At 47.6% G+C, this 14,858-nt stretch carries 19 protein-coding genes; 17 read left to right on the top strand and 2 right to left on the bottom strand.

All coding sequences use genetic code 11. The features are described from left to right. Position 1: 1 nt before the first annotated feature. The 9 genes from B3K91_RS09905 to B3K91_RS09865 all read left to right on the top strand — a co-directional run bounded on the left by B3K91_RS09905 (position 2) and on the right by B3K91_RS09865 (position 6,116). On the top strand, positions 2-397 hold the full coding sequence (locus B3K91_RS09905; protein ID WP_099829190.1) for a cobalamin B12-binding domain-containing protein: 396 nt from the start codon (positions 2-4) through the stop codon (positions 395-397). Then, positions 394-1,254, top strand: a complete 861-nt coding sequence (meaB, locus tag B3K91_RS09900) for a methylmalonyl Co-A mutase-associated GTPase MeaB (protein WP_214059810.1) — start codon at positions 394-396, stop codon at positions 1,252-1,254. The genes B3K91_RS09905 and meaB overlap by 4 nt, the downstream gene beginning before the upstream one ends. 5 nt (positions 1,255-1,259) lie before the next feature. Next, positions 1,260-1,667, top strand: coding sequence for a methylmalonyl-CoA epimerase (mce, locus tag B3K91_RS09895; RefSeq protein WP_214078579.1), 408 nt, complete (start codon positions 1,260-1,262; stop codon positions 1,665-1,667). Between the two features lie 13 nt (positions 1,668-1,680). Next, positions 1,681-3,219 carry an acyl-CoA carboxylase subunit beta gene (locus B3K91_RS09890; protein ID WP_214060170.1) on the top strand — a complete coding sequence of 513 codons (1,539 nt, stop codon included), beginning with the start codon at positions 1,681-1,683 and terminating at the stop codon, positions 3,217-3,219. Positions 3,220-3,229: 10 nt separating this feature from the next. Beyond that, positions 3,230-3,580, top strand: coding sequence for an OadG family protein (locus B3K91_RS09885; protein WP_214060171.1), 351 nt, complete (start codon positions 3,230-3,232; stop codon positions 3,578-3,580). Further along, positions 3,577-4,002, top strand: coding sequence for a biotin/lipoyl-containing protein (locus tag B3K91_RS09880; protein ID WP_214060172.1), 426 nt, complete (start codon positions 3,577-3,579; stop codon positions 4,000-4,002). The genes B3K91_RS09885 and B3K91_RS09880 overlap by 4 nt, the downstream gene beginning before the upstream one ends. Before the next feature lie 97 nt (positions 4,003-4,099). Continuing rightward, positions 4,100-4,558, top strand: a complete 459-nt coding sequence (locus tag B3K91_RS09875) for a SprT-like domain-containing protein (protein WP_099829196.1) — start codon at positions 4,100-4,102, stop codon at positions 4,556-4,558. A gap of 74 nt (positions 4,559-4,632) precedes the next feature. Continuing rightward, the gene (locus tag B3K91_RS09870; protein WP_292591817.1) at positions 4,633-4,872 is read left to right on the top strand and encodes a hypothetical protein; all 240 of its coding nucleotides are present in this window, start codon (positions 4,633-4,635) and stop codon (positions 4,870-4,872) included. Then, positions 4,869-6,116, top strand: a complete 1,248-nt coding sequence (locus tag B3K91_RS09865; protein WP_292591828.1) for a DNA polymerase Y family protein — start codon at positions 4,869-4,871, stop codon at positions 6,114-6,116. The genes B3K91_RS09870 and B3K91_RS09865 overlap by 4 nt, the downstream gene beginning before the upstream one ends. Here B3K91_RS09865 and B3K91_RS09860 read toward each other — a convergent pair. Further along, positions 6,033-6,440, bottom strand: a complete 408-nt coding sequence (locus tag B3K91_RS09860) for a methylglyoxal synthase (protein ID WP_214060174.1) — start codon at positions 6,438-6,440, stop codon at positions 6,033-6,035. The two genes, B3K91_RS09865 and B3K91_RS09860, sit on opposite strands and share 84 nt — an antisense overlap. Positions 6,441-6,605: 165 nt before the next feature. Here B3K91_RS09860 and B3K91_RS09855 point away from each other — a divergent pair, with 165 nt between their 5' ends. Continuing rightward, positions 6,606-6,860, top strand: a complete 255-nt coding sequence (locus B3K91_RS09855; protein ID WP_292591819.1) for a hypothetical protein — start codon at positions 6,606-6,608, stop codon at positions 6,858-6,860. On the opposite strand, the gene B3K91_RS09850 is transcribed toward B3K91_RS09855, so the two are convergent. Beyond that, on the bottom strand, positions 6,851-7,567 hold the full coding sequence (locus tag B3K91_RS09850; RefSeq protein ID WP_214078577.1) for a hypothetical protein: 717 nt from the start codon (positions 7,565-7,567) through the stop codon (positions 6,851-6,853). The genes B3K91_RS09855 and B3K91_RS09850 overlap by 10 nt on opposite strands. A 77-nt stretch (positions 7,568-7,644) precedes the next feature. Between B3K91_RS09850 and B3K91_RS09845 the strand changes: the two genes are divergently transcribed. The 7 genes from B3K91_RS09845 to infB all read left to right on the top strand — a co-directional run bounded on the left by B3K91_RS09845 (position 7,645) and on the right by infB (position 14,614). Next, positions 7,645-9,159 (top strand): NAD(P)H-hydrate dehydratase, encoded by a 1,515-nt coding sequence (locus tag B3K91_RS09845; RefSeq protein ID WP_214078576.1) that lies wholly within the window; start codon positions 7,645-7,647, stop codon positions 9,157-9,159. Further along, positions 9,143-10,333, top strand: a complete 1,191-nt coding sequence (locus B3K91_RS09840; RefSeq protein ID WP_214078575.1) for an RNA polymerase subunit sigma-54 — start codon at positions 9,143-9,145, stop codon at positions 10,331-10,333. The genes B3K91_RS09845 and B3K91_RS09840 overlap by 17 nt, the downstream gene beginning before the upstream one ends. Continuing rightward, on the top strand, positions 10,330-10,977 hold the full coding sequence (locus B3K91_RS09835; protein ID WP_214078574.1) for a thiamine diphosphokinase: 648 nt from the start codon (positions 10,330-10,332) through the stop codon (positions 10,975-10,977). Before B3K91_RS09840 ends, B3K91_RS09835 begins: the two co-directional genes overlap by 4 nt. Positions 10,978-11,009: 32 nt before the next feature. Continuing rightward, positions 11,010-11,495, top strand: coding sequence for a phosphodiesterase (gene yfcE / locus B3K91_RS09830; protein WP_292588766.1), 486 nt, complete (start codon positions 11,010-11,012; stop codon positions 11,493-11,495). A gap of 64 nt (positions 11,496-11,559) precedes the next feature. Next, on the top strand, positions 11,560-12,186 hold the full coding sequence (locus B3K91_RS09825; RefSeq protein WP_292594950.1) for an MBL fold metallo-hydrolase: 627 nt from the start codon (positions 11,560-11,562) through the stop codon (positions 12,184-12,186). Between the two features lie 13 nt (positions 12,187-12,199). Continuing rightward, positions 12,200-12,526 (top strand): L7Ae/L30e/S12e/Gadd45 family ribosomal protein, encoded by a 327-nt coding sequence (locus B3K91_RS09820; protein ID WP_103134448.1) that lies wholly within the window; start codon positions 12,200-12,202, stop codon positions 12,524-12,526. Positions 12,527-12,529: 3 nt separating this feature from the next. After that, positions 12,530-14,614: a translation initiation factor IF-2 gene (gene infB / locus B3K91_RS09810; RefSeq protein ID WP_214059924.1), complete on the top strand. Its 2,085-nt coding sequence runs from the start codon at positions 12,530-12,532 to the stop codon at positions 14,612-14,614. Positions 14,615-14,858: the final 244 nt, after the last annotated feature.

The following is a 14,858-nucleotide window of genomic DNA, read 5'->3' as shown; positions in this document are numbered from 1 at the left end:
CATGATGAACAAGATAAAGGTACTCGTTGCAAAGCCGGGGCTTGACGGACATGACAGGGGAGCAAAAGTAGTCGCCATGGCACTCAGGGATGCGGGAATGGAAGTCATCTACACAGGCCTTAGACAGTCTCCCGAATCCGTAGTAAAAGCTGCCTTGCAGGAAGACGTCGACGTAATTGGACTGTCTATACTTTCCGGGGCCCATATGAGAATTTGCAGAAAGGTGCTGGAGCTTATGAAAGGAGCCGGAATCGGGGACAAACCTCTCTTTGTTGGAGGCATAATACCATCGGAAGATGCCGAAGAGCTTAGAAGGGCGGGAATTCTTGAAGTGTTTGGGCCAGGGACCTCTCTGAAATCGATAATCGAGAAGATAGAGGAAACGGTTAAGAAATGAAATCGATGGAACCGGCTAAGATTGACCAGCTAAGTGTCTCAAAATCTTTGAGCTTAATTGAAAACAATACACATTCAGCGAGGGAGATGATTGGGGAGCTGCCCGAACGCGACTACTGCGTGATAGGCATAACTGGAAGTCCGGGGGCCGGCAAGTCTTCTCTCACCGACCATCTTGTGTGCATTAGTGCCGAGGAAAAGGCCACTGCCGTTATCGCCATCGATCCGTCTAGCCCATTCACCGGTGGTGCCTTTCTTGGTGACAGAATCAGAATGAGACGGGCTACCGAGGATCCAAGGATCTTTGTGAGATCAATGGCCAGTCGAGGAAATGTCGGTGGGCTTAGTCCTTCTATTTACAACACAGTCGAATTTCTGGGCAGGAGCGGGTACGATCGGATCTACGTTGAAACAGTCGGAGCAGGCCAATCGGAAACCGATATAGCAAACCTTGCCGACATAGTCCTTCTGGTTCTTGCTCCTGGCCTAGGGGACGACGTTCAGACCATGAAAGCCGGTATTATGGAAATTGGCGACATATTTGTCATTAACAAGAGCGACCTCCAGGGAGCCGAACAACTTGCCTCCAGAACAAAAGCTATTCTCGAACTTTCTGGAAAGCGATTGCCAGTTCTGAAAACCGACTCGATTAAGGGCAGTGGCCTGAAGGAACTCTTCAAAAAGATAGAGGAGGTGCTGGCCGACTTCGCGAACTCCGGGAGACTGTCAGCAAGGCGAAACAAGCGTAACCTTTACAATAACTTGAACAGCGCGTACCAGATAATAAAGGAACACTACGCCGAAAATGATAAACTTGAAGAACTAATAAGGTATCTTCTTGAGAATATTGGGAGGTAATCAGATTGAAATCCGAAAGGATAGACCACATTGGCATAGTCGTTAAATCGGTCGAAGAGAGGCTTTCCGTTTACAGAGATCTTCTGAAACTCGAAGTCGCTGGTATCGAAGAGCTTCCTGAGCGAGGGCTGAAGGTTGCCTTCATAAAGGTTGGCGACACAAGGATCGAACTTCTGGAACCGCTATCTGAGAATAGTCAGATATCCAAGTTCCTGGAAAGCAGAGGAGAAGGCATTCACCACATCGCCTTCCGTGTTGACGATGTTAAAGCCGCAATTGAAGAGGCTGTTTCACTGGAACTCAAACCTCTCTCAAGAGAGCCTGAGTCGGGAGCCGGTGGAACAAAGATAGTCTTCCTCCACCCAAAGAGCACAGGAGGAGTTCTGATGGAACTCGTTGAGGGACATCACTGAGGGGGTGATAGATATGGCCGGTAGACTTGAAGAGTTTTTCGAGAAGAACGATAAGATTATCCTTGGCGGCGGTCAAGAAAAGATCGAAAAACAGCATAAGGCGGGCAAGCTCAGTGCAAGAGAGAGAATAGATATTCTCTGCGATGAAGGTAGCTTCGAGGAATTCGACCGATTTGTAAGGCACAGGGCAACGAGTTTCGGACTCGCAGATAAGGAGTTCCCAGCAGATGGAGTTGTTACTGGAATCGGAACGGTAAACGGGAGAAAGATCGCAATCTTCTCTCAAGACTTCACCGTGCAGGGCGGCTCTCTGGGGGAGATGCATGCAAAGAAGATCATGAAGGTTCAGGATATGGCCATGAAACTCGGCATCCCAATCGTTGGGATAAATGACTCCGGTGGAGCGAGAATTCAGGAAGGTGTTGATTCACTATTCGGTTACGGAGGGATCTTCCACAGAAACACTCTTTCTTCGGGGGTCATTCCGCAGATAACCGTCGTCTGTGGACCGTGCGCAGGAGGAGCAGTGTACTCACCTGCGATAACAGACTTCATAGTAATGACGGACAAGAGCTCCCAGATGTTTATCACAGGTCCTCAGGTGATCAAGGCAGTAACCGGCGAGGATACTTCGATGGAGGAATTGGGAGGAGCTCTGGTGCACAACACCAAGAGCGGAAACGCTCACTTCCTGGCCTCAGACGATGAGAAAGCGATGCTGCTAGTCAAGACGTTGCTGGATTATCTTCCTCAGAACAACGCCGAAGAGCCGTCAAAAACTGAGTCGATTCCTGGCAACCCTATTGAAGAACTCCGGGATATCGTCCCCGAAAACCCAAAGCAGTCATATGACGTGAAAAGGGTGATCTCACTCGCTGTAGACGAAGGCCGGTTCCTTGAAGTGCACGAGCAGTACGCTAAGAACATGGTAATTGGATTTGCGAGAATCGGTGGCAGGTCTGTGGGAGTAGTGGCGAATCAACCGTCTGTCTTTGCAGGCTCTTTAGACATAAACGCCTCCGACAAAGCTGCCAGATTCATAAGATTCCTGGATGCCTTCAACATTCCGATAATAACCTTCGTGGACACGCCGGGATTTCTCCCCGGAGTCTCTCAGGAGCATGGCGGGATAATCCGTCACGGGGCGAAACTACTCTACTCCTACAGCGAGGCGTCCGTTCCCAAGATCACATTGATCCTGAGGAAGGCCTATGGCGGAGCTTACATAGCCATGGGAAGTCAGCATCTTGGGGCCGACATCGTCTACGCCTGGCCTGGAGCTGAAATTGCGGTCATGGGGCCAGAGGGCGCAGCGAATATCATCTTCAAGAGAGAAATCAACGCTTCAGAACAGCCGGAAAAGACTCGACAGGAGAAGATTGCCGAGTACAAGGAGAAATTTGCAAATCCCTTTGTGGCAGCCGGGAGAGGCTATATCGAATCAGTAATTGATCCGGCCGTCACCAGAATCGAGATAATAAAAGCTTTGGAAACGCTGGATACAAAAGTCGAAGGAAGACCGTCAAAGAAACACGGTAATATACCGCTATGAGGTGTGTTTGATGGAGCAATATGTTCAGATTACCATAATAGGCATAGGAATCGTATTCCTGGCGCTGGCAATGCTTTATGTGATTTTCAACATTCTTGGTCGTCTGCTATCGAAGGAACAGACCAGCGTAGTGAAGGCCCTCGTTCCAAAACCAGTCCCTACAAATATATCCGGAGGGCCGGAGAAACAAGACGGCGATGAAGGAGAAGTCATCGCCGCAATAACTGCAGCAGTAACTTCATTCATGGGTCATAGCAACTTCAAAGTCAGAAGCGTTGCCTCCGTTCCCGTTGCGGCAGCTTCGCTTTGGAAACGCCGTGAACCAACCGTCTACTGGAAAGTGAGGAGGAGCAGGAATTGAGAAGATTCATAGTGAAAGTTAACGGCAAAGAATATAACGTCGAGATTGAAGAGCTTTCTTCTGTAAACGATTCTGGTTCGGGCGGAGCAATTCAGGAACCCGACACACGCCAAAAGGTCGAATCTGCAACTCGGCCCAGGCAGGAAGCGAGAGTCGAGGAAGCTCCGAAACCGGTCGGGCCAGTCAAAGAATCCAGTGGATCGGGAGATGAAATCAATATACTGTCGCCGATGTCGGGAACGATCATCGAGGTACTCGTTTCGACAGGAGATTCTGTCTCTCCAGGGCAGAAAGTAGTAATTCTCGAAGCAATGAAAATGGAGAACAGCATACTTTCAGAGAACTCTGGTACTGTCAAAGAAGTGAGGGTCAGAAAGGGAGATAACATAGACGCAGGCGAAATAATGATAGTTCTTGCATAGGGGCGGTGATCATCGCTCCTATGTCTTTATTTAACATCGTCTTCCGCAGCTTAGCTCTTGATTTTCTCCACAATCGACGGGATTGAAAGGAGACAGAGTGGATTCAGCAAATAGGAATCTGGCAACCAAGGCTAGAGAACTCTCTTTGAAGGCTTTCGGGGTCTTTCCAGACATTCCCTTTTCCTTCAACTCCAGATTGAAGAGAATTCTCGGGAGGCTAGTTTACTCGAGGAATCGGGGAACGCTTACTCCACTAAGGATTGAGATTTCTTCTTCTATCTCGGAAAATGAAGAGCTTCTCAAAAAGACCCTGTTGCACGAGTTGTCGCACTTCTACCTGATGACAAACGATAGGGATTTCTCACACGGTTCACCGGAATTCAAGAAACTGGCTGAAGAGCTGGATTTCGATATCGTAGCCGAGTACGAGGGTCTTCCAGTACACAGATGGGTGTGTTCCGTTTGTAAGAAGACAGTTGCCCTCTCCTTCAACCGCAGAGAGAAAAAAGGTCTATCTTCCTGCTGTAAAGCCCCGATAGAACTTCAGGAAAAATAATCGAATAAACACTTGCCTTTCTAGAAATTCATCTGTTATAATAATTTATACCTAATATCTAAGTGGTGATATTTATGAAAGCCTATAAGAAGCTCACGAAGGTGCTTGTATACTTTCACGGAGATTATTTTGTACCAGTAAGGTTCAGTTACGATGGTATAAAAATAATTGTAAATGCCGTTACCTCCTTCTGGGTGGAGGCCGTGGGGACTCAGAAAATCTATCATTTCTCAGTAATGACCACACTTGGAGCTTACAATCTTGAATTTGACGAAGATGCGAAGAAATGGTACAGCTATCTTCTTGGAGGGTGATTGCTTTGAAAGGAATTCCTTACGTATCGCACATAGATATGGACGCGTTTTTCGCAAGCATTGAGCAGGCGGCAAATCCGACTCTTAAAGGTAAACCGATCGCCGTAACAGGGATTGGAAAGCGGCATTCCGTTGTGACTTCGGCGAGTTACGAGGCAAAGAGACAGGGTGTGAGATCGGGTATGGCCTTTTTCGAAGCCCTGAAGCTCTGTCCCGATCTTATAGCCGTAGGAGTGCAGTCAAAGAAGTACGGTTATATATCGAAAGAGATAATGAAAATGATGACCTCTGTATCACCCAGAGTTATGGTTGCGAGCGTAGACGAGGCTTACATAGATCTCAGCTTTCACACTAAACTGGAGGAGTCGATTAACAGATTCATTTCCTTTAAGAGAGATTTGAAGGAGAGATTCGGAATAACCGCCTCGGTTGGAATCTCGGTAAATCCGATCATATCTAAAATCGCCAGTGATTACTCCAAGCCAAACGGATTCGTAGTGGTCAAAGACGGCATGGAAAGAGAGTTCCTGAATGAGATACCCGTAAAGGACGTTCCGGGAATCGGAAAGCACACGTTGATAAAGCTCGAATCCATGGGATACAAAATGACAGGTGAGCTTTTGGAAGGGTTGGAAAAGTCTCCCATGGATCTGTACACGATGTTTGGAAATGCCTTCATGGGATTTCTGCAAAGCCTTACTAAAAACCGGTTTTCAAGGAAGGAGTTTTTCAAAGAAGAGAGACCGAAGTCCGTGGGTCATTCTATGACGCTATCGGGTGATATTAATGATTTCGATCTTATCGTGAGAGTAACAAACTTTCTGTCGGCAAGGGTAATCTACAGACTTGGAAGATACAAGATGGAAAGCTCAGGGGTCAGCCTGTTCCTAAGATATGCTGACAGGAGTTCAAAGGCTCTTTCAAAGAGGCTGAACTTCACGATATCCTCGATCAAAGACATGACGGAGATCACCCCGTGGCTTATTAGTTCAATCTGGAACGGAACGGCCGTCAGAGCTATCGGAATATCCTGTTGGGCCCTTAGTGAAAAGAAAAATCAAAGACAGTTATCCCTATTTGAAAAGGAAAGAGAACTGCTCGAAACCGTGCTGGAAATAGAGAGGAAATTCGGAGAATACTCGATATTTCCGGGAAATATACTATTCCTCCCCGATATCAGAAAGCTTGAGAAACCTTCTGATCTCCATTACCAGGGCTTCTGCCGTCGCGAGGTTAGTTGCTAACGGTTTGTTATGAACATCACACACTCTTAGAAGGGCGCTCACATCCGGCTCATGGGGTTGTGCGGTAAGCGGGTCTCTTAAAAAGATGACGAAGTCTATCTCGTCATTGGCGATGAGAGCGCCTATCTGGAGGTCACCACCCAGCGGGCCGGACTTGAATGAAGTGAGCTCCAATTTGACCTTCTCCCTGAGGATGTTGCCCGTCGTACTCGTTGCAAAAATGTTACACTTCTTGAATACATCCAGGTGTTCCCTGACAAACATTATTAGGTCGATCTTCTTCTTGTCGTGAGCTATCAATGCTACTCGTGGTTTTTTACTCATGGCTACCTCCGTTTTTCAACAAGAAGATGATAACATATTCCGCCCATTGAAACTCCTGGCGGCTAGCTGAGGTGAATTGATCTGTCCCTTTCATTCAACGAGATAACAATATACGGACAAGCCACTACGGACCCGGAATCGACTGTGCGGGGCGGATTCTTCAAGGTGAGGATATGCGTATACAGGAGTGGGGGAGAAACCGAAGAAATCCTTGACATTCATTTCGATGAAAGAGAATCGAAAAGGGCATTCGCGGAAATCTACAGAGGCTGCTATCTGCTTATCAGGGGCGAAATAAGAGTTACAAAGAGCCTTCACGTAAGACTCAGGGACTTTACCGTGACGACAAGACCCTACGACAGAGATCTCGATATCGACATACCGAGAATACTGACACGGATCAAGAGCGATTACTTCTGAAAAGTCTCGTAATACTTGCCTCTAAGATCGGTGAAGATAGATCTGTCCACCGCGGTCTTGAATTCGTCAACCTCCAAGAGAAGATACTCGTCACCGACTCTATCGGTTATCTTCACATACTCAATCTTCGGGAAGTAACCCTCTCTCCTCAAAAAGGAGACGTGAATATGCATGAGATTAGGGAGATAGCCCCCTCCGCTGAGAAGTCCGAGCAACCTTAATCTCTGTTCGGACGGATCGATCATGTAAACTCGTCTTTCTTCTTCCGTTATAACACTCCAGGTGAAGTTGGAAGACTGGAGAAGACCTTCGAAGAACTGGTCGAGAAGGCTGCTCATCAGATTAGTCTGATAACTTGATCTGTATTGCTTCCAAGCCTCTTCCCTGACGACACTAAAAGTCACTTCTTCCCTTGAAAGATATACAAGAGCTATCTGGCTCAACTCTTCCGGCTCGAAAAACTCTATATAGAGATCTTCGCCACCCGCTATGATAAGCCTTACCTTCATTTCGAGATCAGTATACCCATTATCGGGAGACTCGGTATCTACCAGATGAAAATGCACCTTCAAAAGCGTATCTATGTCACCAGAATCCACAACCTGCTGGATGAAGAGAGTAAGATCATCGTAGGCGCCGTCCGAAGCAAAGCACAATGCTCCGGCCAGTAGACAAAACAGCATAATTGCAATCGCAGAAAGTTTCATCTTACTCACCTCTTCGCGAGATTATAACATGCGAGGAATTCGAAAAAAATGATAAGATCTGATTGAGGGGTGATGATTTGAAGGTAGCATTTCCCGCTCAGATGAGGGAGATCGATCAAAGGATAATAGATAAGGGAGTACCTTCACTGCTTCTGATGGAGGAGGCGGCCCGCAGCGTTTACGAGGAGATTGCAGACCTCAATATCCGCAAAGCCGCGATTCTGTGTGGAGGTGGCAACAACGGCGGTGACGGCTATGCAGCGGCCAGGCTAATGCATGCCGCAGGCATCGACGTGACGGTTGTTCAGTGCTATGCTCCTACAACAGATGACTGTAAGACAAACGCTACAATATACGTCTCTCTTGGAGGCAAAGGTGTAAAGCTCGAAGAAGAGTCGATCGTTGGCGACTTGCTTGCCGGATCCGATATGGTGGTCGATGCGATTTTTGGAACGGGCTTTCACGGTAGTCTTGAGGAGAAGATTCTTTCTCTCTTCGAGTACGTTAATCGTCTCGATGCTTACAGACTGGCTGTTGACATCCCTTCGGGAGTCTCCGGTTACAACGGTAGCGTGTCCAGAAACTGTTTCAAAGCTGATAAGACAGTGACCTTCGGTCTAGCGAAAACAGGTCATTTTCTCTATCCGGGGCGCGAATTTTGCGGTAAGGTTGTTGTAAGCAGCGCCGGCTTCCAGAGAAGCATTATGGATTCTCTCGCCGATTCAGAAGTTATAGACGATGAGATGGCTTCAGAACTTCTTCCGGAGAGAGCTCGCAACAGCTACAAGGGAAGCTACGGCTCTGTTCTTGTTATTGGAGGAAGCGAAGTCTACACAGGGGCGCCATTCTTGGCAGCCATAGGAGCCTTCCGGTCGGGTTGCGGGCTTGTATACACGTACACTCCTAAAGGCTCTGCAAACGTTATCCGAAACAACTTGCCTGAGGCGATTGCCATGATAAGCAGCGGAGATACTCTCGTCCCAAGAGATGTCGATTACCTTTCAGAAGCTATCGATAAGATTGACAGTATCGTGCTCGGTCCCGGCATTGGAAGAAGTGAAGGGAGCATCGAGTTCGTATTGAAGTTCCTGAAATCCTTCCCGGAGAAGAAATTTGTTGTGGATGCTGATGCGCTGTTTGCACTCGTGAATGATCTCTCGATCTTGGGTCGATCTCGAAATGTACTCATTACTCCTCATATCGGAGAGTTTGCTCGCTTGAATGAAGGAAGAACAGATCTTGCTTCCTTCATTGAGTTCTGTTCACGCCTAAGTATGAACGCCATCCTTAAGGGAGCTTCATCTGTCTTTTGCAATGAGAATGGAAGGATAATTATCAACACGGCCGGGAGCACGGCTCTCGCAAAAGCCGGGAGCGGTGATTTGCTGGCAGGAACTATCGCTGGATTTGCTGCGCAGACAGGCGATCTGGAACGCTCCGGCGTTCTCGGTATGTACTTGATGGGAAGAGCGGCCGAACTGTCAGATCTCTGCGAACCGTGCAACTCGGCATCAAAGATCTCTGAATCTTACTCGCTCGTATTTGAGCATTTGAGAAAGATGGAGAGAAGGCTTCATGGAACTCGGCCATAACATATCGCAACGTTTGGAGCAGAAGCTTGGCCTTTCGCTCAAGGCTCAGCAGGCTCTCAAACTCCTTCAGCTCAATTCACTGGAAATCTCTGCTGAGCTTGAAGAGATCGTGCAAGCAAATCCTCTTCTGGAAATGAAAAGAGAGGATTACGAGCTTATTGAAGACATAGGTGATTCCGAAAAAGAACCTGAGGATGAAGAGAATACGGATGGAGGCGACTTTTACTCGCTTCCTGCAAGCAACTCAATATATATGAAATCCGAGAGCACCGATCGAGACGGTTGGGACTTTGACAGAATCGAGACCCAGCAACCGACCTTCAAAGAGATTCTGAGAGATTTCGGCTTCTATATCCTGGACGATGACCAGTTCTGTCTCTTCGAAGTATTGCTCGACAATATGGACGACCTCGGCATGCTAACAGCAGAACTGAAAGAGATTGCCGACCTGAACAATTGCTCTATAGAAGAACTTTCAGCAGTAATTTTGATAATGAGGGATTCAGGCTTTGACGGCGTCTTCGCTTCCAGTCTGAAAGAACTCGAAGCTCTCATAGGTCCCGGTCTCTTCCCGTCTTCGGGATACAGCGACGGCGCATTTGTCAGATACGTGGAGCCTGATCTTTACATTGAATTTCTGGATGAGAAGTTCATAGTTACCGTTAGAGACTACTCACTCGTCCTGAATGTAGACCCATCATACGAGGAGATTCTTCAGTACGGCGAGAAGATTGCTAGAAAATACATAGAAGAGAAACTTGAGGAGGCGAAGTTCTACATAACTGCCCTCGAAAGGAGAAAGGCCACCCTTATCACAATAGGCAATGAAATAGTGATGAGAAACGCACCCTTCCTCTTGAAAACGAGCGACAAGATCAGGCCCCTGAAGATGAATGTGATTGCTGACAAGATAGGGGTTGTGGTCTCTACAATTAGTCGCGCCGTGAAGGATAAGTTTGTCCAGACACCGGTAGGAACCTTCCCGATAAGGTATTTTTTCGGTAATGTACAAGAGAAGGAACAAGCACTGGAAGTGATTGCGGAGATCGTGAAAGAGGACCCCGGAATTTCCGATTCACAGCTTGTGGTTGAGCTGAAGAATAGGGACATCTGCATTGCAAGAAGAACTGTAAACAAATATAGAAACCAGCTGGGATTAGGAAAAACGAAATGATAACAAAAGCTGTGTTGTTTGTCGGTGGGCAGTACATTTCTTCAACAGAATTCTACTTGAGGAAGCTACATGAGACTCCTTTTGTAGCAGCGGCAGATTCGGGTGCCGAGACGTTGAAGCGCCTCGGAATTCATCCTCACCTTCTTGTGGGCGACATGGATTCTGTAAGCGAAAGCACTCTTTCCTGGTGCAGAAGTGAAGGTTCCCTTGTCTTGATATACCCGCCTGAAAAAGATGATACAGATACTCAGATCGCGCTTCAGGCCCTTGAAGAACGGGGCATAGCGGAGGTGGAGATCTTCGGCGCCACAGGTCTGCGCCTCGATCACTTCATGGGTACTCTTGCTTCGATCTACGGTGCGCGGAACTCCTTGAAAGCAACAATAGTGGAGGATAGTGTAGAGATCGGAATGGTATCCAAAGAGCTTATCTCCTCAGTAGAACTAGGCGAGACCTGGTCTCTGTTCCCCTTCGGAGGACAGCCGACCATGATCAGTATAAAGGGCTTCAAATACCCTTTGAGAGATGCATTTCTTGAGTACGGGAACCCGCTTGGTGTTTCAAACGAGACAATAGAAAGAGAAGTGCGGATTCTCTGCAAAGGAGGTACCGCCCTATACTTCAGATGGTTGAAAGAGCGATAGTAATATCCGACACGCATGGTTCGTTGACGAGAGTGAAGAAAGTACTTACTGAAGTGGACGAAAACACTCTCGTTATTCACTGCGGGGACTATCTCTATCACGGGCCGAGAAACCCTCTGCCAGAAGGCTACGATCCCATGGCGCTTGCCGATTTTCTAGGGAAATTGTCCAACAGAATCATTGGAGTTAGGGGAAACTGCGATAGCGAAATTGATCTATCGCTGGTCGGTCAGGAAGATGCTCCAAGCGCCCGTTCTCTGTTGATAAACGATCTCGAACTATTCGTAACGCACGGTCACAAGAACTACTGCTTTCCCAACGATCGCGGTTTGGTGATATCCGGTCACACTCACATCTCGCGACTCTCGAGCAATGATGGCCTGATCTTCCTCAATCCCGGCAGTCCCTCACTACCCAAGGATGAAACGGGAGGTTCATACGGAATAATCGATTTCAGAAAGCAAACTGTGTCTCTCAAGAATCTCGAAGGTCTGGAGCTTCTCGTGTTACCCTTCTAGGAGCGCGAATCTTCCCTAAACATGTTACTGAACCCATGATATAATAAATATCTGGGTGATGAATATGGTTTTGAGATGGCATGGACATTCGTGTTTTTCGCTTGAGTGCGATGGAAAGACTCTTCTAATCGATCCCTTCGATGAGGGAGTCGGTTATGATATGCCCGCGGTGAAGCCGGACATTATTCTGGAATCCCATCAGCACCATGATCATAACGCGCATGATCGATTCCAACCCGGATATGTTCTAGTCAACACGCCAGACAGCAGAAACGCATATGGCTTTGCAATAACGGGTCATTCGGTTTTTCACGATGACGTTCAGGGCAAGAAACGCGGCAAGAACATCGTTTTTGAAGTCACAACTCCGGATGGGTTCAGGGTCGTTCATTGCGGAGACCTCGGCCACAGATTGGATTCGAAAATGATCGAGGCGTTGAAGAATCCAGATGTTCTCCTAGTACCTGTTGGCGGTGTCTACACAATCGATGGTGGATTGGCACGAGAACTGACGAGAGACCTCGCTCCGTTCTGTGTAATTCCTATGCATTTTAAGACAGAAGACCTGACTTTCGAGCTGGGAAAGGTCGAAGAGTTCCTTGCAGGCGATCCCTTCGAACAACTCGACGAACTAAGACTTGAAGAAAAGGCCGACGTGGGAACCAGAATAGTCGTCCTCAGATATCATTGATCGAGGGCATAATATGGATGAAAAGAGAGTTCTATCTCTCCTAGGAATAGGCAGAAGAGCAAACAAGGTTGTGTTTGGTAAAGAGCAACTTAGGGGTTATTTGAGGCAGCCGTTAAGAAGAAAGTTTCTCATTCTGGCTTGCGATACCAGCGATTCGATAAAGGAAGACTGGGTTAAGAGATGCAAGAGCCACGGGGCAAGCTGTATTCTTCTCAAAGAACACGACCGCATCGCTCTGGGAAAGGCCATCGGCAAAGACAACATCTCTGCAGTGGCAGTTGCCGATGATGGCCTCGCAGAGGAAATCTCAAAGATAATGACACAGGCGGGAGGTGACTGAGCTATGCCAAAAGCCAGAGTGTACGAACTTGCTAAGAGACTTAACATAACGGCAAGAGAGCTGTTGGATGAACTTGAGGAGCTCGGTGTTACCGTCAAGAACCATATGTCCGTTCTTGACGAGGAGACCGTTAATATCATCGTTGGTCTCTATGAGGAAGAAAAGAAGGAGATCTTAAGGAAGGTCGAAAAGGCAAAGAATAAGATTCAGGAGAAAGAAGTAAAGAATCTTGAGAAGAAATTGGTCTCGAAAGAGGAGCCGGCGACCGAGAAAAAAATTCCGGTTGAGCATAAAGTAAGAACGATCAAGCTGAAGAGCAACGAATTCAAGCTCGACATACTCGCCAAGAAGATGAACGTTCAGATCTCCAAGGTGATAAAGGATCAGTTCATGAACGGGATAATACTTCGCCCCGGCCAGATTATCTCGCTTGAAGACGCGGTAAAAATTGCCAAGAATTACGAATGGGAAGTGGAGCTGGTTCATGAAGAAGAGATGAATCCCTTTGAGAGCATCTCGAGTTCTTACGCGGAATCTTACAAAGAAAGCTCAAGACTGGTTCAGAGGCCCCCGGTCGTCACGGTTATGGGGCACGTTGACCATGGGAAGACTACGCTTCTCGACAGAATTAGAAAGGCCAAGGTCGCCGAAGACGAAATCGGAGGCATTACCCAGACCATAGGTGCTTACCAGGTCGAGATAAGAAACAAGAAGATCACGTTCATTGATACGCCCGGGCACGAGGCATTCACCGAAATGAGAGCGCGCGGAGCTCAGGCAACGGATATCGTAGTTCTTGTTGTAGCGGCCGACGACGGTGTTATGCCGCAGACTATAGAGGCTTACAACCACGCGAAGACAGCAAATGTGCCCATAATTGTCGCGATAAACAAGATAGACAAACCAAACGCAAACATAGACCTTACTAAGCAACAGCTCGCCTCGAAGCTGGGCCTCGTTCCTGAAGACTGGGGCGGGGACACTGTAACAGTTCCTGTATCTGCGAAAACAGGCAAGGGCGTTGAGGATGTTCTTGAGATGATCCTTCTTGTAGCCGAAGTAGCAGATGTGAAGTGCATTCCCGAAGGAAACGCAAGAGGAATCATTATTGACTCAAGATTGGACAAGGCCGTAGGTCCCCTGGCAACTCTCATTGTAAAAGACGGGATTTTAAGACCTGGCGACTACGTTGTTGCCGGTTCTGCCTCAGGCAGAGTGAAGGCACTGATTAACGAATACGGGAAGCGAATCAAAGAAGCCTATCCTTCAGATCCTGTGCAGATTATTGGCTTCGACGAGGTTCCCGATGTCCACAGCATTGTGTACGCGGTTGAAAGCCTTGATACTTCAAGATCGCTTGCCGAATACGCAAAGAATCAGGCTCAGAAAGAAAAATCCGTTACCACCAGGCACCACATCAGGCTTGAAGAATTCCTCTCAACGACTGGCAGCACTGACGAGAAGAAGGATCTCAATGTGATACTGAAAGCCGATTCCTTCGGTACAGTCGAGGCTCTGAAGCAGGCCTTGGCCAAGCTAGAGAATAACGACGTCAGGATTGAGGTCGTCCATTCTGGTATCGGCTCTGTAAACTCGAGTGACGTAATGCTGGCATCTGCCTCCGATGCCGTAATAATGGGCTTCAAAGTTAAACCCGATGCCCAGGCAAGAAAACAGGCAGAAGTTGAGGGCGTACAGATCAAAGTTTATGAGATCATCTTTAACTTGATAGACGACCTCAAGAAAGCCCTTGAGGGTCTCCTAGAACCCGAGGAAGTCGATGAAGTGATCGGCCATGGACACATAAAGCAGTTGTTCAGAATCAATAAAGTTGGAACTATAGCCGGTGTTCAGGTGGACGATGGACACGTGCTTAAGAAAGGCAGGATGAGAGTATACAGAAAGAACGAGGAAATCGCAGACGTAGCGATCGAAGTGCTCAAGCATTACAAAGACGATGCGAGCAGGGTAGATGCCCCAAAGGAGTGCGGAATAAAGGCACTCGGCTTTGATGACTTCCAGGAAGAAGATCAACTAGAGTTTCACAGCAAGAAGAGCGTAAAGAGAACAATAGATTTCACCGAATAGGTCCCTGATAGATGAATGAGGTCCCTTAACGGGGCCTTTTTTTTTGGAGAAAACGAGGTTCGAAGTGTGCCAAAACAGACTACGTTCGCCGTCGAACGGTTCTCCGAGGAAAACGTTATTCGTTCCAGAGCGAGGATCTGTTCTTCGTTCTTAGAATCCGCTAATCGCTTGTAAAAGCTCAGTTGCAAGTTCCAAGATGCAAGTTGAATAAGAAAACGGTTATCCGTTATCGGTTCACCGTTCT

The sequence above is a fragment of the Mesotoga sp. UBA5847 genome, assembly GCF_002432735.1.
In the GTDB taxonomy this organism is placed as follows: Bacteria; Thermotogota; Thermotogae; order Petrotogales; family Kosmotogaceae; genus Mesotoga.
Note: the sequence above shows the minus strand (reverse complement) of the source record. Positions and strands in the feature narration are given on the sequence as shown.